The 21269-nt window shown below is 59.2% G+C and carries 20 protein-coding genes and 1 pseudogene; 13 read left to right on the forward strand and 8 right to left on the reverse strand.

The genetic code is table 11. The annotated features are described in order from the left end of the window. Positions 1-519: 519 nt before the first annotated feature. The 6 genes from ACVIIW_RS12560 to ACVIIW_RS12585 all read left to right on the forward strand — a co-directional run bounded on the left by ACVIIW_RS12560 (position 520) and on the right by ACVIIW_RS12585 (position 7080). On the forward strand, positions 520-693 hold the full coding sequence (locus tag ACVIIW_RS12560) for a hypothetical protein (protein ID WP_456701031.1): 174 nt from the start codon (positions 520-522) through the stop codon (positions 691-693). Positions 694-876: 183 nt separating this feature from the next. Further along, a complete protein-coding gene (locus ACVIIW_RS12565) occupies positions 877-2601 on the forward strand; it encodes a SulP family inorganic anion transporter (protein ID WP_456701032.1) in 1725 nt (574 codons plus the stop codon). Then, complete coding sequence (locus tag ACVIIW_RS12570) at positions 2598-3986, forward strand: DUF2252 domain-containing protein (protein WP_456701033.1); 1389 nt, start codon at positions 2598-2600, stop codon at positions 3984-3986. The genes ACVIIW_RS12565 and ACVIIW_RS12570 overlap by 4 nt, the downstream gene beginning before the upstream one ends. Positions 3987-4063: 77 nt before the next feature. After that, positions 4064-4729, forward strand: a complete 666-nt coding sequence (locus tag ACVIIW_RS12575; protein ID WP_456701034.1) for a hypothetical protein — start codon at positions 4064-4066, stop codon at positions 4727-4729. Between the two features lie 423 nt (positions 4730-5152). Then, complete coding sequence (gene glsA, locus ACVIIW_RS12580; protein ID WP_456701035.1) at positions 5153-6088, forward strand: glutaminase A; 936 nt, start codon at positions 5153-5155, stop codon at positions 6086-6088. Between the two features lie 80 nt (positions 6089-6168). Beyond that, positions 6169-7080, forward strand: coding sequence for a transglutaminase family protein (locus ACVIIW_RS12585; RefSeq protein WP_456701036.1), 912 nt, complete (start codon positions 6169-6171; stop codon positions 7078-7080). 118 nt (positions 7081-7198) lie between these two features. Here the strand turns inward: ACVIIW_RS12585 and ACVIIW_RS12590 are convergent, their stop codons facing one another. After that, positions 7199-7366, reverse strand: coding sequence for a hypothetical protein (locus ACVIIW_RS12590; protein ID WP_456701037.1), 168 nt, complete (start codon positions 7364-7366; stop codon positions 7199-7201). A gap of 394 nt (positions 7367-7760) precedes the next feature. Further along, a complete protein-coding gene (locus tag ACVIIW_RS12595; RefSeq protein WP_456701038.1) occupies positions 7761-9311 on the reverse strand; it encodes a winged helix-turn-helix domain-containing tetratricopeptide repeat protein in 1551 nt (516 codons plus the stop codon). 170 nt (positions 9312-9481) lie between these two features. Between ACVIIW_RS12595 and ACVIIW_RS12600 the strand changes: the two genes are divergently transcribed. Beyond that, complete coding sequence (locus tag ACVIIW_RS12600) at positions 9482-9778, forward strand: DUF1127 domain-containing protein (protein ID WP_456701039.1); 297 nt, start codon at positions 9482-9484, stop codon at positions 9776-9778. Between the two features lie 130 nt (positions 9779-9908). On the opposite strand, the gene ACVIIW_RS12605 is transcribed toward ACVIIW_RS12600, so the two are convergent. Continuing rightward, on the reverse strand, positions 9909-10295 hold the full coding sequence (locus ACVIIW_RS12605) for an ABC transporter substrate binding protein (protein WP_456701040.1): 387 nt from the start codon (positions 10293-10295) through the stop codon (positions 9909-9911). Positions 10296-10504: 209 nt separating this feature from the next. Then, the gene (locus ACVIIW_RS12610) at positions 10505-11308 is read right to left on the reverse strand and encodes a COG4705 family protein (protein ID WP_456705141.1); all 804 of its coding nucleotides are present in this window, start codon (positions 11306-11308) and stop codon (positions 10505-10507) included. 1333 nt (positions 11309-12641) lie between these two features. Between ACVIIW_RS12610 and ACVIIW_RS12615 the strand changes: the two genes are divergently transcribed. Both ACVIIW_RS12615 and ACVIIW_RS12620 read left to right on the forward strand, forming a co-directional pair. Continuing rightward, complete coding sequence (locus ACVIIW_RS12615) at positions 12642-12857, forward strand: PRC-barrel domain containing protein (protein ID WP_456701041.1); 216 nt, start codon at positions 12642-12644, stop codon at positions 12855-12857. A 275-nt stretch (positions 12858-13132) separates the two neighbouring features. Continuing rightward, positions 13133-14797 carry a methyl-accepting chemotaxis protein gene (locus tag ACVIIW_RS12620; protein ID WP_456701042.1) on the forward strand — a complete coding sequence of 555 codons (1665 nt, stop codon included), beginning with the start codon at positions 13133-13135 and terminating at the stop codon, positions 14795-14797. 34 nt (positions 14798-14831) lie between these two features. On the opposite strand, the pseudogene ACVIIW_RS12625 reads toward ACVIIW_RS12620, so the two are convergent. Continuing rightward, positions 14832-15023: pseudogene (locus tag ACVIIW_RS12625) on the reverse strand (hypothetical protein); the annotation flags it as partial. Between the two features lie 183 nt (positions 15024-15206). On the opposite strand from ACVIIW_RS12625, the gene ACVIIW_RS12630 reads away from it, so the two are divergent. The 3 genes from ACVIIW_RS12630 (at position 15207) to ACVIIW_RS12640 (ending at position 16414) form a co-directional block, all read left to right on the forward strand. Beyond that, complete coding sequence (locus ACVIIW_RS12630; protein WP_456701043.1) at positions 15207-15428, forward strand: hypothetical protein; 222 nt, start codon at positions 15207-15209, stop codon at positions 15426-15428. After that, positions 15425-15682, forward strand: a complete 258-nt coding sequence (locus ACVIIW_RS12635) for a PilZ domain-containing protein (protein WP_456701044.1) — start codon at positions 15425-15427, stop codon at positions 15680-15682. Before ACVIIW_RS12630 ends, ACVIIW_RS12635 begins: the two co-directional genes overlap by 4 nt. A 531-nt stretch (positions 15683-16213) precedes the next feature. After that, a complete protein-coding gene (locus ACVIIW_RS12640; RefSeq protein WP_456701045.1) occupies positions 16214-16414 on the forward strand; it encodes a BLUF domain-containing protein in 201 nt (66 codons plus the stop codon). Positions 16415-16575: 161 nt separating this feature from the next. On the opposite strand, the gene ACVIIW_RS12645 is transcribed toward ACVIIW_RS12640, so the two are convergent. Beyond that, on the reverse strand, positions 16576-17652 hold the full coding sequence (locus ACVIIW_RS12645) for a YihY/virulence factor BrkB family protein (protein WP_456701046.1): 1077 nt from the start codon (positions 17650-17652) through the stop codon (positions 16576-16578). Between the two features lie 220 nt (positions 17653-17872). Then, a complete protein-coding gene (locus ACVIIW_RS12650) occupies positions 17873-18139 on the reverse strand; it encodes a hypothetical protein (protein ID WP_456701047.1) in 267 nt (88 codons plus the stop codon). Here ACVIIW_RS12650 and ACVIIW_RS12655 point away from each other — a divergent pair. Next, a complete protein-coding gene (locus ACVIIW_RS12655) occupies positions 18126-18428 on the forward strand; it encodes a hypothetical protein (protein WP_456701048.1) in 303 nt (100 codons plus the stop codon). The two genes, ACVIIW_RS12650 and ACVIIW_RS12655, sit on opposite strands and share 14 nt — an antisense overlap. 71 nt (positions 18429-18499) lie before the next feature. On the opposite strand, the gene ACVIIW_RS12660 is transcribed toward ACVIIW_RS12655, so the two are convergent. Continuing rightward, complete coding sequence (locus ACVIIW_RS12660; protein ID WP_456701049.1) at positions 18500-21205, reverse strand: bifunctional diguanylate cyclase/phosphodiesterase; 2706 nt, start codon at positions 21203-21205, stop codon at positions 18500-18502. Between the last annotated feature and the right edge of the window lie 64 nt (positions 21206-21269).

Raw genomic sequence — 21269 nt, forward strand, 5'->3', positions numbered from 1 at the left:
CGCGTGCGCGACACTTTTCTCGTTTGGCTGGTCTGATCACGACGGCCCCTCGCTATCGGTAGAACGCGCGCAGGCGCGCGTCGGTCGTCCGCTAACACCGGTCAGCGTTGCAGGTGTAGCGCGTCGGCAGGCGCGGCGAGCTACGTACGGGTATGGATACGGTGCTGGCGTTGTGGGCGCAGGCGTTGCAGCAGTAGGGACCGCCGCAGCAATAGCGGCTACGTCGTCATACAGGGGATGGGGAAGTAGCCCCTATTACACCGGCGCATCGTACTACCAGGGTGGCCCTTACGAGGCTTATGGCTATTCAGCGGAAGACTATCGCCGGCGAAACGGAATGGTCTGCGAGCCCGGGACTCTGACAAAGCTCGACGACGGTCGGACGTATCTTTGTCAATAGAGCTTCGATCAGTCTTGAAATTGTCTTCGCAGTAGCGCGTTTACCCAGCTTGCCTAGAGCCCCGGCTAACGCCGGGGCCGAACCGATGGACCGCTTTTGCAGTCTTTTTGGAGGCGATGATGTCTGGCATAAAAAAGCTCTCCGCCGAGAAAGCACTGGAAGAACTCCGGAAGGATGCGCCCAAGTCCAAAGGCGAAAAATGCGACGAGAAAATCGAAGCACTCGATGAAGAGATCAAGCGCATGAGAGCGCAGCGGCTTCGGCTCGAAAGGCACTCAACCAAGCGAGGTTGAGCCTGCACCGTCAACCCACGACCGGGTGCAAAGCCTACGCCGTGCCCAGCTTTAACAACCTGGAGATTGGGCCCGCCAAGGTCGGCTGCCAGCAAGGCCGACAGAACTCGGTATTGATCTTGATCAATGGTTTGCATCGAGAACGAAGTGCAATGACCCGGCTCCTTTGCGGTGTTCTGCGTCATGCCGATTCCAGACCCGATTTCGTTGCCCCAGCGGCTTCTTCCGGTTCTCGCGTGGATTCCTGGCTACCAGCGCGAATGGCTTATGGCCGATGCTCTTGCAGGCGTCGCGCTGTGGGCGGTTATGGTGCCAGAAGCAATGGCTTATGCGGGGATCGTCGGTGTACCGCCAATCATGGGCCTCTACACGATCGTCCCGGCGTTACTCGCTTATGCGCTGTTTGGCACGTCTCGCCAGCTCGTAGTCGGCCCTGACACCGCGACCGGCCTGATCTCCGCCCTGACGGTGGGTGCGGTCGCGTCTCATGGAACAGCGGAGTTTAATTCGCTCACCTCGACGCTGGCGGTGATGATCGGAGTTCTCTTCCTCTTCTTCGGCCTCGCACGCATGGGCTGGGTGGCCAGCTTCGTGCCCACGCCGGTGATGCGCGGCTTTATCGAGGGCCTGGTTTACGTGACCATCATCGGCCAGATCCCTCATCTCCTCGGTATCAGCGCGGGCTCCGGCAACTTCTTCGCGAAGCTCTGGCACGTGTTGCAGCATCTTGCGGATGTATCGCTCGTACCAGCCGTGATCGGGATCGCGTGCTTGGCGGGAATGCTGTTGTTGCGTCAGCTGTCTCCCGGCATACCTGGGGCACTCGTTATCATGGCTGCGGCGACAATTATGGTGGGGCTGCTCGGCGGAGACGCGATTGGCGTGCATGTCGCCGGCCACATCCCGTCCGGATTACCAGCTCTCGTGGCGCCAAGCCTCGACACCACAACGTTGCGAGAACTCGCACCCGGTGCGCTCGCGATCGTCCTGGTCGGCTATGCCGAAGCATTGGGCGCCGCGAAGGCAGCGGCCATGCGGGATGGAAGCGATATCGATCCGAACCAAGAGTTAGTTGCGCATGGCCCGGCGAACATCCTGACCGGACTTTTCGGCGGATTCCTGGTGGTTGGTAGCCTTTCTAAGACCTCGGTGGCCATGGCGGCAGGCGCACATAGCCAGCTCGCCAACCTTGTTGCAGCGGTCCTGTGTTTCCTGACTCTGGTTCTGCTGACGCCACTGTTCCGAAACATGCCGGAGCCGGCCCTCGCCGCGATCGTCATTGCAGCCATGCTGCATCTCACGAACCCCGGCTATTTGCAGAGCGTGCTGGCGCGAAGCCGCTGGTCGTTCTTCATGATCGTGATCGTCATCGCAGGCGAACTGACGCTAGGGGTGCTGCAAGGCATCGGCATTGGTGTCGTGCTGTCAATCGCGAGGTTGATCTATGTTGCGAGTCGTCCCAAGGGAGCGCGTCTAGGGCAGCTTCCCGGTACGGAGGCTTATCGCGACGTCCGGATGCATCCCGAGGCGACCACTTTCCCTGGGCTGCTAATTTGGCGGATTGGAGGTGACGTCTTCTTCGCGAGTGCTGGCAACACGACGATGGCCTTGAGGGCGGCGGTCGCCGCATCGCCGAAGTTGAAGCGGGTGCTTCTGGACTTCGGTTCGGTCGACTTTCTCGACGTCACCGGAGGCGACGAAGTGCTGCGGCTCGTTCGTGAGCTGCGCAAGAAGGGCATCGGGGTTGTCTTTGCGCGCGTACGCGACTCTATCCGGGAGGACCTGCGGCGCGCCGGGATCGAGGCTGAAGTGCCGCCAGGCAATTTCTACGAGCGAATTACCGACGGCGTGCTCGCTTGGCAGCAACAATCTGATCCGACTCCATCGCACGGCGGGACCAAGTCATGAAAGCCCGTAGCCTGCGACCACCCTCGGCGTTTTACCGCATGATCGAGGCGCATGGCGACCGAGCCCTGATCGAAAGCTTCTTGATGAAGCGACCTTCGGTCGACGAGCGTATGGCTGTAGGCAAGGCGCTTCGAAAGCATGTTCCGCGTTCGGCGCAAGCAATCTATGAAACCCGCGCCGACCGACCCGATGCGGTGGACATCCTCGAGCAGCAGGACGCCTCGCGCGTGCAGGAGCTGCTGCCGATCCGATATGACCGCATGCGCGAAAATCCCTTCGCGTTCTTTCGGGGAGCCGCGGCCATCATGGCGAGCGATCTGTCGATCTTGCCCATCTCTGGAACTCCCGTCATGGCGTGCGGCGACGCGCATATCAAGAATTTCGGGGTATATGCTTCGGCCGAGCGCAATCTGATCTTCGCCATCAACGACTATGACGAGGTGTATGTTGGGCCTTGGGAATGGGACCTCAAGCGACTGGCGGCCAGCGCAGCAGTCGCAGCGCGATGCTTGGGCGGTGACAAGGCGATCTGCGAAGAAGCCGCTCGTGAATGCGTGCGCAGTTATCGGGAGCGCATCTATCGCTATGCCCAAATGGGTTATCTTGAAACCTGGTATGATCGCATCGACGAGCGCGCCATCCTCGATGGCCTGGCGCCCAGATCACGTGAGAAGTTGACCGAATTGGTGGATGGGAAACACCGCTTCATCGAGGATATTCCGCTGATCGAGCACGTGGTGCGCAGTGCATCGGGGACGCCGGTGCGCCTGTTTCTGGACCGCCTTCTGCAGGCCTACATCGCTTCGATGACCTATGATCGAAAGCTGCTGTTGTCTCGTTATGAGCTCATCGACTACGCGCACAAGGTCGTCGGAATCGGAAGCGTCGGCACCAGGTGCTGGGTACTCTTGCTGCAGGGAGTCGGTGAAGACGATCCCTTGTTTCTCCAGATCAAGGAAGCTCAGCGATCGGTGCTTGCGCCTTATCTCACCTTCAAGCTCCCGTTCGATCACCAGGGGCGGCGGGTGGTCGTGGGGCAGCGTCTCACACAAGGGTCGCCCGACATCTTCCTCGGATGGGGGCGCGCCGACAAAAGGGATTTTTACGTTCGCCAGCTTTCGGAGTTGAAGGGCAGTGTCGTGCTCGAACACCTTGAGCTCTTGCCGGACTACTGCGCGATGTGTGGGTGGGCGCTGGCGCTAGCGCATGCCAAGTCAGGCGATGCCGCCGTGATCGCTGGCTATTGCGGCAAGAGCGAAGCGCTTGACGAAGCGATCGGCGCGTTCGCCATGCGATATGCCAAACAGACGGAGCAGGACTACGACGGGTTTAACAGCTCCAAACGGATCGGGCGGATCAGAGCGGTTGCCGTAACTTCGCGTTAAGCCTTGCGCAATCACCGGTGGATGGAAGCAAGCGCGATCGCTCTTGCTTACGGAAATAACCAAACGCGGGAGCAATCATGCGCGCTTCTTCTGATGACGGGCCAAGTTTCACGCACGCCCACCTGCGAACGCCGAGGGCAGCTGCCATCGCGGGCGTCGTCTTCTCCGTCCTGCTCTTTGCCGTGTTCCTGCTGATGCGACACTCGGTGCCTCGTGATCCGCTGGAGACGGGGGCGTGGCTACATACCGGAGCGAGCAATGTCGTGATTGCGCTCAATCTTGTGCCCTTCGCAGGAATTGCCTTTCTCTGGTTTGTCGGTGCACTGCGGGACAAGCTTGGACGCCGCGAAGATCAGTTTTTCGCAACCGTATTTCTTGGCAGCGCGTTGTTGCTCCTGGCCATGCTGTTCGCGGCTGCGGCTGTTGTGGGCGCAATAATTCTTGCATTCCACGGAGCCCCGGACGTCCTGGCCAACTCGGCAACGTTCCACTTCGGACGCGGTCTGGCTTATGGCATGATCAACATCTATTTGGTGAAAACGGCATCCGTCTTCATGATCACCACATCGACGATTGGCGTCTATACCGGCTTCACACCGCGCTGGCTGGCCTTCGGGGGGTATGTTGTCGCAGCCGTGCTTCTGATCGGCAGCTACTTCTTCGACTGGAGTTTGCTCGTATTCCCCGTTTGGGTTCTGTTGATCAGCGTCAGCATTCTCGCAGACAGGAAAGCCGCGAGCTGAGAGTGGTGACGATAAGCCGCGCGAAGTGCGTGGTTTGAATCGCTGGTCGCGCTTTTGGACTGGCCGAGCGTTCATCGGATAGCGCCGACCGAACCGGAAGATTTCAGCCTCGTCAGCCTCGAGTGGAGACAAATGGTGTACACAAAGGACAGAGAGCCAGACCAGCGAGAACCTTCGATGCCTGCCGCCGTCGCATGCTTACGTGCGACATGCTTGCAATCGCCTATCAGGGCGATCTGACTATGGATTACTTGATCTAGATCAAAGGTGATCGTTGCTCCGTCTCGAAGTTGATCGGAGTTCTGTGTCGAGACGTGCGCCGGCCTGCGGGAGTCCACTGAGCAGCGGACGAGGACTTGTCGCGTTTGACAATGCTTCTACGCGCTGCCCGGAATTGGTCAGCAATTTTGACAGGAGAGATTGGTGGGCCCTGATCATGCCACGATCGCTGATGCGGTACAGGAAGCCCACGCGGTCGCGTTGCGTGCTTCGGGCGGGGCCGTCGCGGCCTACATCCCATTTCTCGCCAAGGTGCCGGCGCAGCTTTGCGCCGTCGCTGTGGTCACGCGCGAAGGAAGAGTCTTCGAGGCAGGCGACACTGATTTTCAATTTGCTCTCGAATCAATCTCGAAGGTATTTACTCTCGCGTTGGTTATGGAGCAGCGCGGCGCTGAGGTGGTACGCGAGAAGATTGGAGCGCGACCTACTGGCTTGCCATTTAACTCAGTACTGGCACTGGAGCTTCACGGCGCCAAGCCCCTTTCGCCGCTGGTGAACGCAGGGGCCATCGCAACCGTGAGCCTTGTAAAGGCCGCCGGTCGCGAGGACCGTTGGGCACAGATCCTCGACTTTCAACGCCGCTTCGCGGCAACCGACATAGCGTTTTCTGCGGAGATCAACGAATCCGAGCAGGCGAGCAACTTGCACAATCGAGCGATTGCCTGGCTCCTTGCCAGCGGAGGAAATTGTTTTTGCGATCCGCTCGAGGCTCTCGACGTCTACACACGCCAGTGCTCCACGCTCGTGACCTGCTCTACACTCGCGACAATGGCTGCGACGCTTGCGAACCATGGCATCAATCCGCTGACAGGAATTCGGGTTATTCAGCGACAAAATGTGCCGCGAATTCTTGCTGAGATGACCATGGAAGGGCTCTACGATAGCTCCGGCGATTGGGCCTTTGAGGTTGGGCTGCCCGGCAAGAGTGGGGTCGGTGGCGGCATCATGGCCGTCGCTCCTGGTCGGCTCGGCGTCGCTGCGTTCGCTCCGTCGCTCGACGAGTATGGCAACAGCGTGCGGGGGCAGATTGCCGTCGCCAGTGTGGCCAAGCGCCTCAAAATGAATCTGTACGACCAGTAAACAGTGACCACCATGCCACCTGACAGCAGGTCTCAGGAGCAGCAGAGAAACCGGGACTTCGTCACAGTTGGAGCGAGTACATGGCGGTTCTTGGCGAGATAAGGCACACCACCACCTACAAATACGCAAGGCCGGTGACGTTCGGCACTCATCGGGCGATGTTCTTGCCAAGGCGCGGCTCGTCGGCCCGTCTTCTCAATTGGTCCGTGAGAACCAACCCGTCTTCAAAGGTGAAGTGGATCAGCGACCCGCGCTCCAACACCGTGACCGTCATGGACTTCACCGAGTCAGCGAGCGAATTGACCTTCAACTTCAAGGTCCTCGGAATCTATTTCGGCATAAAGGGGATCGAAGCCTTCCCATTGGAAAGTCGTGCGGAGGAAGTTCCCATCCAATACACACCCGACGAGTGGAACGACTTGGCCGGTTATCTGCGTCCTCATGCCGAAGACCCGGACGCGAGCCTCGCTGCATGGACCAAGAGCTTCGTTGCCGGTGACAAGGACCAAACCACCGACGTCCTGAGCCGGATCCTTCACTCGTTTCGGGAGCGTTTCACGTACCGTGCCCGAGAATCGCAGGGCACGCAGTCACCCGGCGAGACGCTGCGTACCAAGTCGGGCACTTGCCGCGATTATGCTTGGCTCATGATCGAGACGTTGCGGCGGCTCGGGTTCGCCTCCCGATTCGTCAGTGGCTATCTGTACGACAGCGCGCTGGATGGCGGTGCAATAGGCATGGCCGGGTCCAGTTCGACCCATGCCTGGCTGCAGGTGTTTCTGCCGGGGGCAGGGTGGATGGATTACGATCCCACCAACCAAATTAATGCCGGATTTGATCTCATTCCGGTCGCCGTCGCCAGGCATCCGGGACAGGCAATTCCACTGGAAGGCTCGTGGTTTGGTGATGGAAAGGACTACCTTGGTATGTCGGTTACCGTTTCAGTCCATAAGGTGGATGATGTCCCCGATCCATTCCAAGGACAGGGTTGAGCGGTGTGGTAGAGAACGGCGCCATGTGATGGACGTCCCTAAGCTCACGGCCCCGATCACCCCATTCGTCTTGAGACCACGCGCATTTGCGAATGAAGGAACGCCAGTGCCAGCGCGTTTATCTATCCTGGGGCAGATCTTCCTCTTGATGGCCGCTTGGCGACTGTACTCGCGCTAACAGCTTTGTGAGCAACCGTCGCTGTTTTTCCGTGATGTCCGGGTCGGCAAGCCGTCTCTTGAAGATGATCAGGTTCTCATAGCGGATGAAGTCTTCCATTGAGGTCATGCGGTCCTCCCCTGTGCCAGCACGGTGCCACATAGAGTACCTGCCTGCAGCAGCGGCGCCGCTGAGGAGGGCATAACGTGTGATACGCATCCTCATTGGAGCAGGACAACGCTTGGGTCTGCAATTGTCCTTTGAGACAAGCACCATGCCCGCTGTCGTTCTCGCCGAGCAACGGGCTCTTGGGTTTTGCGGTCGAGGCATGTGTCCGCAACGGGCTGCTTGACCAGTTGGGCGGCTCGTCGGATGCGCATCGGTTAAGTTACGTCCGGCCTACCTCCGATAGCCGACATATCTGGGGCCGTGGGATGCGGTAGCGATGGGCCGTTTCCGGACTCATGGAGCGCAGCAAATTGCGTCCTGTCCCATCAACTCTGGCCGCGAGCACACGCGGGCCTCATTCGGGCAACCCGGCTTTCCGAATGCCCTCAATTAGCAGCTTTAGGGTTGTTTGCGCACTCCGAGAGAACCGCCCAGATATTGTAAAGGCCGGATCGATCTCAAGCAGACGTGCCGCCGCCTCACGCGCCTCGGCATCCCGTCCAAGATGCGCCAAAGCGGACGCGAAACCACGGAAAGTCATTGGATCGGAGGAGTTCTGACGAAGAGCCTTCCTGGAAACCGCGACTGCCTCGTCGAAGCGGCGAAGTTCGATCAATGCATGACCGATGCCAGCAAGATTAGTGTGAAGAACGGGGTCCAACGGGCTCACGCGAATGCCGCGTTCAAAGCTCAGGATTGCTTCTTCGTAGCGGCCTGCAACTTGGTAGACCCATCCTCTAGCGTTCCACACGCCGGGTTCATTTGGATTGGACGTGACCGCACGTTCAACATAATCAATGGCAGTCTCGTAGTCGTCGACAAGGAAAGCGGTAACCACCCCGGAGAGGGCCAGTACTGGCGCGCGATTCTCGTCGAGGCTCAACGCCAAGCGAGCCAGCCGAATTGCTTCACTGCGGTCGAATTGACTATCGGTAGAAAAGCCTTGAACAAGGTTGTTGAGGTGGCCGTAAGCCGCCAACATGGCGGCAAGACTAAAGCGAGGGTCAAGCTCCAAGGCACGATGCGCCAGTCGTATCGCTTCGGCAAAACCTTCTCGGGTCCTAAGATGAGATTTCTGTATGGCCCTTAGCCACAAATCGTAGGCGGTCGGGTTTTCCGATGGGCGGCGGGTCGCCATCTCAATTTCTGTTTGAAACAGCTTGGGGTGAATGGCCGAGATAACGGCGACCGTTATTTCGTCTTGCAGAGCGAAAACGTCTGTCAGGTCTCGCTCGAACCTGTCTGCCCAGATGTGCGCGCCCGTCACGGCATCAATCAACTGGCCTGCGATGCGCACCTTCCCTGACGCCTTGCGCACAGACCCCTCAAGGACATAGCGCACGCCGAGCCTGCGTCCGACCTCCTTGATATCAACGGCCTTGCCTTTGAACGTAAAGCTCGAATTGCGCGCGATCACGAACAGCAATTTGAAGCGCGATAGAGCAGTGATGATTTCCTCCACCAAGCCGTCAACGAAATACTCCTGCTCCGGATCACCGCTCATGTTCTCGAACGGCAACACGGCGATGGAGGGCTTGTCAGGGAGCGGAGAGGAACTCTCGGGCACGTCGCCGGGATTTGGGCGCGCAGCCTCTCGTGCCTCCCGTACCTGTCCGACGAAACGGAATCCCTTGCGCGGTAACGTCTTGATCAGGCGCTGTTCCTCCCCGGAATCGCCAATCGCGCTGCGGGCGACATTCATCCGGGTCGTCAACGCTGCATCCGAAACGCTGCGCCCATTCCAAATGGCGTTGATGAGGTCGTCTTTGCTGACGACGCGCTCCCTGTTGCGGATCAGGTAGTCGATCAGATCGAACACCTGTGGTGCGATGGAGACGACGTCCGCCCCGCGACGCAGCTCGCGCCGCTCAGTGTCGAATGCGTAGTCCTCGAAGAGATAGCGCAAATGCGATCCCCCTGGGATGAGGCCCCCGTAACCGGGTGGCGCTACGGCCTCGCTGGAAATCGCAAGAATAAGCCGCCGGTGAGGAAAATGTAAGCAGCCGGTCAGGCGTGCCCACCGATCTCGCGGCACCTTCCTGCCGGTGAAAAAACACCGTCCCAGGAGAGACTGCAATGAGCACGACGCAGGGCACAGCATGGCTGGAACGGACGTCCGGATCGACCCGGCATGTCGCTAGCTTCTTCAGGAAATATTGGGATGCCTTTCAGGAGCGCCGCGAACGCCAAAAATTGCGTGCCAGCTTGTCCGCTCTAAGCGACAGGGAGCTGATGGATATCGGCACCACACGCGGCGAGATCGACTACGTCGCCTCGCACCGAGCTATTGACCCGGGAGGCATCCGATCCACCGAATGGCTGCGACAGCTGCCAACGGTTGACGGCCAAATTTTGCCCACCGACTTCCGATAAGGGTCAAAATGAAAAGAACTCAAGTTGAGCAAATCTGGTCCGTTCTTCCGCTATGAGCGGACCCGCCTCAGACGCAGCGCAACTTCGCAGATGGGCCAGCAAGTGATATGAGCTGCGGCAAAGCGCACGGTCATTGAATCACTTCGTCAGCTGGCAAAAGAAACCGGTCGGGTACCGTCAGCCCCAACGTCTTTGCGGCGTTGAGGTTGATCGCTAACGTGAACTTATCGGCTCGTTCGACTGGAAGTTCGCCCGGCTTTGCTCCCCGAAGGATTTTCGCCACCTGTCTGCCGGCGAGTTGAAAGCCATACTCTAGGTTGATCGAGTATGACATCAACGACCCGGCCTGCACGAAATCGCGGTACACACTGCAAATTGGCCTTCCCGGCTTTGCAACTGATGAGACAGTCTGAGGGATGTGGCCAAGGGTGACAAAGGAACCCGAAGATAGACTGCGTCGACGCCATCGCGCGTTCCTGACGCCACGGCATCGTCGAGACCTTCGCGGCCGGGCCATTCAAGGTCATATCTTAGAACCGCAAAACCAAGCTGCGAGGCCGCTTTCTTTAATGCGTTGTGTTCAAGTCTCGTTTGGCTCGTCTTTACGTCGCGTTCGCTAAACGCAATCATTCCGAGCCGGGCCAGGTTTGGTACCAGCTCCTTGAACAAACGACCAAGAAGAATGGGCGACCGCCGACGTTGAACTTCTCGCCAGCATTGTCGACTTCAGGTTGCTTCCGTCAAGACGCGCGAAGATGGATGACGACCGGCTCGCTGGGGCAGGATCAGCACGAGCAAGACGATTGCTACGAGCATGACCGCCGAGGCCAAAGGTCGGCTCAGGGCAAGTCCGCCATGGCTCGTCGGCTTGTCCAGGAAATCTCCAACAGTCGCACCAAGCGGACGCGTCAGGACAAAAGCCGCCCAGAACAGGAAAACCCGCGAAATGTTGGTCCAGAAATACAAAGCTGCCAGGATGAGCAAGCCTGCGCCGAACAAGATCGCCCCGCCATCATATCCCAGTCCGGTGCTGTCGGCGGTCCAATCGCCGAGCGCGGTTCCAAGCGTCTGCGAAAAGGTAATCGTCACCCAGTAGAAAACCTCCGCTTTCGGCGATGCGACCGTTTGAACATCTACCGAACCGAGAGCGAAATACCAGATCGCCAACGAGGCCAACACGCAGGCCAGGAGCACCGACGAGCCTCCCGCATAACCGATGCCCAGTGAGCGGTCGAAGAAGTCGGCCATGGCGGTTCCAACGGTGGTCGAGGCCACGATTGCCAGCCAATAGACCCATTTGTTGAACCGTCTCGTCGATATCTGGGCGACCACCGCCCCGACAAACACCGCAAGGAACAAGGCGGTCCCAATCAAGTAACCACCGTTGTTGGCATTTTCATCAGCGTGCAGCCAGCTCATCGTCACCGTGTCTCCACCGGTCTCACCAAGCGTTGTCGCCAAGATTTTAATGATCCAGAATCCCAGCGTCACTTCGGGAACTTTGCTCAGGACATCAGTTCGTTCTTGCATGGTCATCTCGTCTGAAACTGCGGCCCAGTCGAACAACAGACGAAGCCCCGAACGGGGCGCTTCCAGCGCGATGAAATCTTCGCAATGTTCAGTGACCAGCCTTAGGCGCGACAAATCGATCATGCGGGCGCGCGTCAGTAGCTGCTCATTCGAGTAAGAAGCCGCTAACCGTGCGCATTGCCGACCATTGAAAGTAGGACTGCATACGGTTTCTCCTTACCACTTAGCGCTCTAGTAACACCGGGGCCGCGACACTTACGCTTTTCACGGAGAGGCTGAGGTCATGAACGCGAAGGTGAAGATCAGGTGCCCGGCCTGCACACGTATGTTTCAAGAGAAAGCCAATCGAGTTCGTGATGGACTGCAGGTCAACTGCCACAATTGCAACAGGCTGATAACGCTGTCCAAAGAGACAGAAGATCCTTTTATTCGGCGAGCATTGAAGACTGCTCGGGAAATGCGAGCGGCAGAGGAGGACCGGATAGTCAGTCGGGTTTACAAAGGCGCTGCCGCCGCACCGCCACGCGATGCGCCTTAACAGGGGCGTGCTGCTTTAAAAACAGAGGTGTCGCGGCTTGTCTCTTCGGCGGCACGCGCGCCGCTTGGGAGGGGATGGCCGGTTGCGTCTGGCCTCCCGAAGCTGACCTGAGTTCAAGCTGACTTAAGTCGTACGTCAGCATCGCCATGCCGGACGGCTGGTCCCTAGTCCATTCCTTACATTCGGGGCTTCTGATAGGTCTCACTGTGCTGGTTTTGAGGCAACTCGGCCACGCGTGTCCCACCAACCTGGCCGCCGACAATCGCTGCGAGGAAGATGCCGCCAGCCACTGCCCACAAATCCGTAAAAGCGCCAGTCCCGATAACTCATGATTTGCTCCTGACGACTGACGCGACGACAGGAGAAATGTTCTTGAGCGCGGACTCGCAGCTTCGGCCTTCTTACCGACTCGCCGCCACTGGAACTCATTTGTGCACCTGAGAGTTCTACGCTTGGTGTAAGGAGGCCGAGACCAGTAACTAGCTTGCGGCAAGCCATCGGCAAACTCGGTCCGTACCAATCGCTCACGCTGTTAGCCGTGCCGCTCTGTCTGGTTGAGCCTTTGAAGCTCATCGCTGTGGCGGTGGCGGGCGAGGGCCACTGGCTCACCGGCACACGCAGCGTACGCCGCCAGCCTACTCGTTGTGGAACGACTGTTCGCTGTGGTGAAGCCAAAACTGCTGCGGCTTCACTGGTTCGCGAAGCTGTGGGCTTGGCTCATCGTCATACGATACAAGCTCCCACGTCCATTTCAGAGCACATAAGCCTCGTGATGTTTATGTCCTTGTTACGCGCATGACCACGTCGAGCGCTGGTGAGGAGAGAGCCGTTAGCACCCTCCGGGAATTGCACGCTGCCGAGGACGAGTTGATCGGCAAGACTGTCGTCATGACCGACGGCAAAGGACGATTGATCATATCTATCTCGACGAAGTGCACGGACTTCGCATTTCAATCGCTGGGGCATGATGGTGAATGGCCGATTTCAACCGTCAAGCCCATCCAAAACTGATGGCAGGGGCACCAATTTCACCGACAAGGTCCGCCGGTTGTTCGCCTGGGCTAAGGTTCCACCCAGGGATCGGTTGGGCCGTATGGCCCTCAATAGCCTCTAAGCGGAGTGGAAGGTGCAGGTCAATCAGTGGGTTCCGATTTGCGGAACCAGCAGCGATTACTTTTCGGGTAAAAACGCCAGCGTATAAATACGGGGGCGTTCGGATAGTTAGCGATCCGTTTACGCTGATTGCCCATCCTTTAGGCATTGCTCAGCCGTGCCGGGGATGGACCATGTTTCGCCGCATCAACAAAGCCGTTCAAGACGCCATCGCTACGGCGCAGGCGATCGATCGCTCGCAAGCTGTAATCGAATTCGAGCCGAATGGGAGGATTGTCACCGCCAACGCCAACTTCCTCGCGGCCGTGGGGTACTCGTTACCTGAGATACAGGGCAAGCACCACAGCATCTTCGTCCCTCCGGCCGAGCGCGAGAAGCCCGGTTATGCCGAGTTCTGGAAGACGTTAGCTCGCGGCGAATTCCAAGCCGCGCAGTACCAGAGGATCAGAAAAGACGGCTCCCCGCTGTGGATACAAGCGACTTACAACCCCATCCTCGGAAAAGACGGGAAACCTTACAAGGTCGTAAAGCTCGCTAGAGACATCACTGCGGAGCACGTAAAGAACCTTGAGCAGAATGGGAAGATTGCCGCTCTGGATCGTGCGCAGGCCGTCATCGAATTCGACTTGAATGGCGTCATCATCACCGCAAACGAAAATTTCCTGGGAGTGATGGGCTATGGACTGGCTGAAATAGTCGGGAAGCACCATTCCATCTTCGTTGATCCAAACTTCGCGGCAAGCGCCGCCTACAAAGAGGGCTGGGCTAAACTAAACCGGGGCGAGCTTGTCAGCGGCGAATTCAAGCGCCTGGCCAAGGGAAACCGCGAGGTTTGGATATTGGCGTCGTACAATCCTATCCTCGATGAGCTCGGAAAGCCCATCAAAATCGTCAAATTTGCGACTGATGTGACGAGAGCACGCTTGGAATCGGCCGACACGAAGGGGCAGATCGAGGCCATTCGAAAATCGCAGGCGGTTATTGAATTCGCGATGGATGGCACCATCCAATGGGCGAACGTAAATTTTCTTGGCGCGATGGGCTATGCCTTGGGTGAGGTGAAAGGCAAACATCACAGCATGTTTGTCGATCCTGCCGAGCGCGGCTCTTTCTCTTACAAGGAGTTTTGGGATCGCCTTAGAGCCGGTGAATATCAGGCCGGTGAATTCAAGCGGCTTGCGAAGGGCGGCCGCGAGATATGGATTGAAGCATCGTACAATCCAATTATCGATCCCAACGGAAAACCTTTTAAGGTGGTGAAATACGCGACTGACGTGACCGAGAAAGCTGTTGCACGAATGAAGGCTGAAGAGGCTAAGGGGCTCATCCATTCCGTCGCAGCCGGAAGCGAAGAAATGTCAGCTTCGATCCGGGAGATTTCCGAAACAATGGTCAAGGCGCGCAGTGTAGTAGACACGGCAGTGAGCCGAGTTGAAGGCGCAGATGGCCAAGCGCAGCGTCTGACGACGGCAACCGATGCGATGGGTGGGATTGTCGAGTTGATCGCGAACATCACTGGGCAGATCAATCTTCTGGCTCTCAATGCAACCATCGAATCTGCTCGCGCCGGCGAAGCGGGCCGCGGCTTTGCGGTTGTCGCATCGGAAGTCAAAAGCTTGGCAAGTCAAGCTAAGCAGGCCACTGACAAGATCAATGCTGAGATTGGCGCGCTAACCGGCGCGTCTGGCGATGTGCTCGGTGCGCTAAATGCGATTAAATCGGCTATCGTGAACGTTGACGAGTATGTCACCAGCACCGCTGCGGCGGTCGATGAACAAAGCGCGGTGACTGCCGACATGGCCTCGAATATGCAACGAGCGGCACTGGCTTTGGCCTAATAAGCTGCACGGCCGTGAGGCTTGAGCTGCCGTCTCAGGCGGCCGCAACCGAGTTGAGCTGCTCGCGCGCATCGGCCTCTTGCGGACGCGATGCTTTCTCCTCCTCGATCATCCGGGTCACGACGCCGACTGGCATCGGCCGACCGAACAGATAGCCCTGCACACTGTCGCAGCCCTCCCCGCGGAGAAAGTCGAGACGGCGCGTCGTCTCGACGCCCTCGGCCAGCGCGCCCCAATCGGACCCGACGCTATCAAGTCCCAAGCGACTCATTCTCAATCAGCGCATTGTGCAGGAATACTCCCTCAGTAGCACGAGGCCATTTTTGCAACCGCCCGCCCGACATTATTACGAGTATTTTAATTCTTATCCGTGATTGTAGGGAGCAATCTTTAATTGCGATATTATTTCATGCAGCTCATAGCCGAGCGAAACTATTCGTTTATCGCGTTCGAGTCGCTCGCGGAACGACAGGCGTGCGACAGCCTATTCCGGGTAGCCGAAAACGAGTTCGTTTTACACATGCATTCCGACCAGGCCGCCGACGAAGAGCGGTTGATCTGGTTGGATAGCAGAGCAGCGCTGCTTTGGATCAACCAAACGCCCGATGAGTATGGAATGAACTGGGGGTGAAGCTCGTGGTGGAAACCAGAAGAGCGCCCCGCTATCGCGTTTCGAAGCCGGCGCAAATTCATTATGGGGCAAACAAGATTACCTGCGTTGTTCGCGATCTTTCCCTCACTGGCGCCGCTCTACAGCTTTCCGATGGAAGCGCAATAGTCCCGTCGGCGTTCACGCTGATCGTTCCTGAAGACAATCTGACGCTGCCGTGCCGAGTAGTTTGGCGTGGTCCCTTCAAGATCGGCGTCACGTTCGAATTGCCCTAGAGCGCCTCCGCCGGGAGTATTCCTGTCTTCCCTCCCTGAGGCCGGGCTTCACGAAGAAGGAGCATTATCTCGCTTCTGGTGATTGCGCGGGCCGGGGCGATCGTCCCATGTCACATACCCGCACAATCGGCACCGATACATCGTAACAGTCCCGTCGATGCGAGCGTTGAATAGTTCGCTTACGGTCACGTCGCTGCTGCCCCGGCACCGCCCGCAGTTCGGCAAGGATGCAGGTGTCTTGTTGAAGTCCGTCTCCCTTGCCACGCTGATAGCTCCAGAGGATGCCTCACCGCACGCTTCGCAGTGAACGGTCTAGTGGTATCGAAGTTCATCATTGCGTGCTTTGCTGCCGAAGCCACACCGTCCCTAGCGTCTCAAGCGACCTATGAACGAAGCCGCAGGTAATATGTTAGGAGGGAAGCCTGTCGCCTCAGCAGCAATCAGACACGATCCTTGATTCGAACCGGCAATTCGCGAATGCGCTTGATGGCGTCGTAGACGGCGTTGGCGATCGCGGCGTGGACGCACGAGGTGGATGTACCCGACGACATGCCTTCCAGTGCGGGGCCTGTCCCAGCGTTGGCCAAATTTGTGCTGCAGGCTGCTGCCGACGATCGCGCCAATCCCGAACTTGGGCTAACCGGTGTTTTGTTATTTTCTGGTCGCCACTTTGCTCAATTTCTTGAAGGCGCAGAGGCTGACCTTAATATCATGAAGGCGTCGAATTTGTAGCGATGACAGGCATACGGGCATTGTAACGTTGCAGACACGGATCTCGAAGTCACCGCGACGCCTCGCTGCTCGTCCTCGCGGACGAGGTCGAAAAGGTCCGCCCCTTGCTGGGTGCATGAGTCCAAAGGTGGCCCATGCGCTCATCGAGATCGCGAGCCGATTCAAGATTTCGGCTTCCCGACTGTGTCGGCCATCCTGGCGCCTCTGACGCCGAGCGGCTCGGGTCTGCCGGTAGTGGTGTCGCGGGCGATCTGATGCTCCATCTCAGCGTTGAGTTCGGCTCCCAGCAGGACCACGATCGCCGAAATCCAGAGCCAAGTCATGAAGCCGATGACGGCGCCCAAGGACCCGTAGGTTTGGTCGAAGGTGCCGAAGTTGGCGGCGTAGAACGAGAACAGCCCGGATGCCGCAAGCCAGAGCAGGCTCGCGGCTGCGCTGCCCCAGGTGATCCATGACCAACGGGGCGCTTCGCGACTGGGCCCGAATCGGTAAATGCACGAGAGCGCGAGCGCAAGCGCGACGAAGAGTGCAGGCCAGCGCCCGATCCGGATCAGCAAGTCGGCGGATTTCGAGAGGCCTACGTATTGCAGCACTACGGGAATGACGACGACCCCGCCGAGCGCCGCGAGAACGAAGACGATGCCGCCAATGGTGAATCCTAGCGAGATCGCGTTCAGCTTGAAGAAGCCTCGCTTCTCCTCTTCGCCGTAGACGATGTTCAACGTGTCGAACAGCGACTTCATCGCGGCGTTCGCGCTCCACAGCGAGATCAAAAGACCGGTCGCGAACGCGAACCCGAGGGTCCGATCGTCCTTCGTCGCGACGCGCGTGAGTTGTTCGCGCGCAACGTCGACTGCGCCACCCGGGATGAAGCCGGCGACATCGTCGAGGTGCTTTGCGATCGTGTTGGGATCCGCGAAGAGCCCGTAGATTGCGACGAGCGCTGCGATCGCGGGAAAGATCGCAAGCAGGCTGTAGTAGGTCATGCCGGCGGCCAACGCGAGGATTCGATGCTCGCCGATGTTGCCGTATACCCGCCAGAGGATGTCCTTCCATCCGCGCGCCGGGATCTCCGCGGGCGAGGTCGCCTGGCGTCCGCGATCACCGCCTTCGATCGCCATTTTCGCAAGCGTGGCGTCCCGGTCGGCTTCTCTGTGCTCCGGGAACTTGCCGCCCTCTGCAGGACGGGCGACATGCTCGGGCGGAACGAGGCGGCCCCACACCAGCGCGACCGCCATCAGCCCCAGCGCCGCTGGCCATGCTCCATTTGCCTTCCGATGTTTCTGTTCGAGCCATTGAATTCCTCCGCGCAACTCAATTGCTCGTCGGAGATTGCGTTCCTGCATCGCAAGGCGGCGGGCGGCGCGTTCCCCCTCCTGGGTGAATCACCGCGTAGGGCGTCACGCGGCCTGTAGCGAGTTCGGCCGGAAAGCGCCCTTGAGGCGAAACTATTCGGCCCTACCGAAGTAGGCGCGGCCACCGCGCGAGCTTGCTTGCGGCGATGACGGCTGCTGCGGCGCGGCGACGGACGGCAATTCGCCTCCCTGCGGAACGCAGGAACCGACGGTCTGAGCAGCCTTTCGCCTTGCAAGTCGCGCGCCCGTGGTATTCGCGTCGCCGGTCGATGTTGGTGGCCGCCTTCAGGAACTCCACTTCTCCGCCGGCGATTTTTCCGTCGGCGATTTTACGTTCATGAACAGGCGATATCCGCTTGTCCTGGAGCATCGCCCTTCCGATCCTCGTCCGGTACGGTATCTCGGCTTGCATCATGTTCGTTTGCGCCGTCCTCCAGATGGAGCTTCAAATGCAGACGGGCGCGCCGGGGTACTTCCTGCTGCTCCCGGGGGTGTTTCTGTCCGGGCTAATCTTCGATCGAGGCTCGGGAATCCTAGCGGCCGTGATTGCCGTGGGGGTCGGAGCCTGCGTCAGCTTCGCGGGCGGCATCGGCCTCGATTTCCTGGTCACGAATTCGCTCTTCGCCATCACCGCGGCCGGTACAGCCACCATCGCCTAATTCCAGCGGGCCGAGCTCAGTCGGGTGAAGCTGGCCGACAAGACCAAGGCCGTGCTGCTGCAGGAGATGGCTTAGGCGACGGCCTGATCGGCCCCGATGCGAGACGTCCAGGTGATGTCGGCCAACGGCGCCGGTCTGCGAAAGAAGTAGCCTTGGCCCAGGACGATGCCGAGCGATCGTACCTCTTCGACCTGCCGCTGCGTCTCAATGCCTTCGGCAATGATCGACAGGTTGAGTGTCTTCGCTAGCTGGACGATCGACCCCAGCACGGCGAGAGTCCCGGGGCGATCGATCCTGTCAATGAAGGCCTTGTCGATCTTGACCTTATCGAACGGAAACGCGGTCAGATACGACAATGACGAATAGCCGACGCCGAAGTCATCGAGTGCGATGGAGATACCGAGCTCCTTCAGTCGCTCCAGCGTCTTCAGGTTCTCCTCGCTATCGGCGAGAAACACGCTTTCGGTGATTTCGAGCTCGAGCCGGTGCCGCGGAAGCCCGCTTTCGGCAAGCGCGAACGTCACGACATCAACCAGGTTGCTCTTGCTAAACTGCTCTGCCGACAGGTTGACCGCAATCCTGATGTCATCCGGCATCTTCATGGCGTCGCGGCAGGCCTTGGCGAGGACGAAGTTGCCGAGCTCGACGATCAGCCCGCCTTCCTCCGCAACCGGGATGAACTCGGCGGGCGCGATGAAGCCTCTGGTCCTGTGGTGCCAGCGCGCGAGCGCTTCGACCGCGACGGTCCGGCCCGCGCCGATCTCGACCACCGGCTGATAGAAGACCTCGATCTCCTCGCGCCAGATCGCCTCGCGCAGCTCGATTTCCAGAAGACTGCGCTGATCGGCCTCGGCCTTCAGATCCGGCGAATAGAGGTTGAAACAATTGCGCCCGAGATTCTTCGACTTGTAGAGCGCAAGATCGGCGTTGCGCAGGATTTCGTCGATGCGCGTACCGTGCTCCGGTACCACGGCGATGCCAATGCTGCACCCGATCGCGACAGGATGGCCATCGATGTCATAGGGCGCTGCGATCGCCGCGACCAATCGGCCGGCCAAAATTCCCGCACCGTCGGAAAGCGGCCCTTGCCCCGGGGCCACAATCAGCGCGAATTCATCCCCGCCCATCCGGGCCGCCGTATCGACCTCGCGGCTCTCGGCCTTGATCCGGGCCGCGACCCGGCTGAGAAGCGCGTCGCCTGCTTGATGGCCAAGAACGTCGTTGACGGACTTGAACTTGTCGAGGTCCAGCAGGAGGACGGCGAACGGCGTATTCATGCGCCGATACCTCGCCAGCGCCTCCTCGAGGCGCTCCTTGAACAGGTTGCGGTTCGCCAGACCGGTCAGGCTGTCGTAATGAGCAAGCCTCTCGATCCTATCCGCGGACGTCTTGCGTTCCGTGATGTCCTGATGCGTCGCGACCCAGCCGCCGTCCTGGCGCCGGCCGTAGGAAATGTAGATGATCCGGCCCATGGGAAACGTCACGGTATTCGACGTCCGTTCCGACAAGACGAGCCTGTCCTTCAGATCGCGCAGGTATGCGTCGAGATCGGAGACAGCATTCTGGCCGGCGAAGACCTCATGGAACGTCATGCCGATGCGGACCTGCTCCGGAGCAAGGCCGTACGCGTCCAGCCACTGACGATTGAATGCGATCAGGCGGTCCCTGCCGTCGAACATGCTCAATCCCTGCGGCAGATTGCGCAACGCGTCCTCGAACTTGCCGAGCGAGTCGCGCAACTCGAATTCCGCCCGATCGAGGGCCCGTTGTCGTCGCCAATGCAGTGTCGTGGCGATGGCGATCACCAGGGTGAGAAGAAGCGCGCAACCGAGATAGATCCACTTTCTTGATTGATAGCGCGCGTAGATTTCCTGTTCGGCAATGCCGACCGTGAAAATAAGCGGGAAGAGTGCCGAACTGCGCACGGTGATCAGTCTGTCGGTGCGGTCCGTGCGGCCTTCGCTCCAATATTGGCTATTGGTCTGCTGTAGCCGGCTCCGGATGTGTTCGGCGGACACCTGTCCGAGAAAATTGCCAAGGTCGATTCCACGCGCCGCCAGCGCGACATAATTCGCATTGCGTAGAACGAGAGTACCGCCGGCACCGAGCCTCGCCGTCTCGTAGAAATTCCCGAGCATGTCGACGCTGATCGAACCCACGACGACGCCCACGGGGACCCGGCTGAGGTCGAAGATCTTCCTCGCGATCTGGATCGTCCACTTGCCGGACACCCGGCCGAATACCGGCTTCGCCACATAGAGGGCGTCGTCGGTCTGCCGGAGCGTGTTGAGGAAGTGCTCCCGGTCGCCGAGATAAAGCAACGGACCGGAATAGCCCGTCGTGGTCGCGAACATATAGCCGTCCAACCCGATCATGGAAAACTGGACCACGTCGCCGCTCGCAAGACGCGCCTTCTCGGCCCACGACTTCAGATCGAACCCGGACGGATCTTCCGCGTAGAGGGCCCGAACGATCAGCAACGACTGATCGACCCGCTCGAAGATCCGTTCGGTGTTTTCCTGGAAGAGCTTCGCGACGCTGTCTCCGTGCGACTTGGCCTGCTGGAGCGCCTCGATCCGCTCCGAGGACAAGATCGTGAAACAGCTGATCCACACGAGCGGCAGAAAGATCAGTGCGAATTGCAGCGGCACGCTCCGCCGGACTTCCGTCGCGATCCTGCGAATGACATGCCGCACCTGCGTCACAGCCTGCCGGCCGCGCGCGTGCTGATCAGGCGCGCCACCTTCCGCCGACAGCTGCGGCAAGAAACGCGGCATCAACTCTTCCTCCCGGCGCACCGGGTGACCCTCTCGCCACGACGACATGCGTGAGCGCATTCAA

This window comes from Bradyrhizobium sp. USDA 4449 (assembly GCF_054056275.1).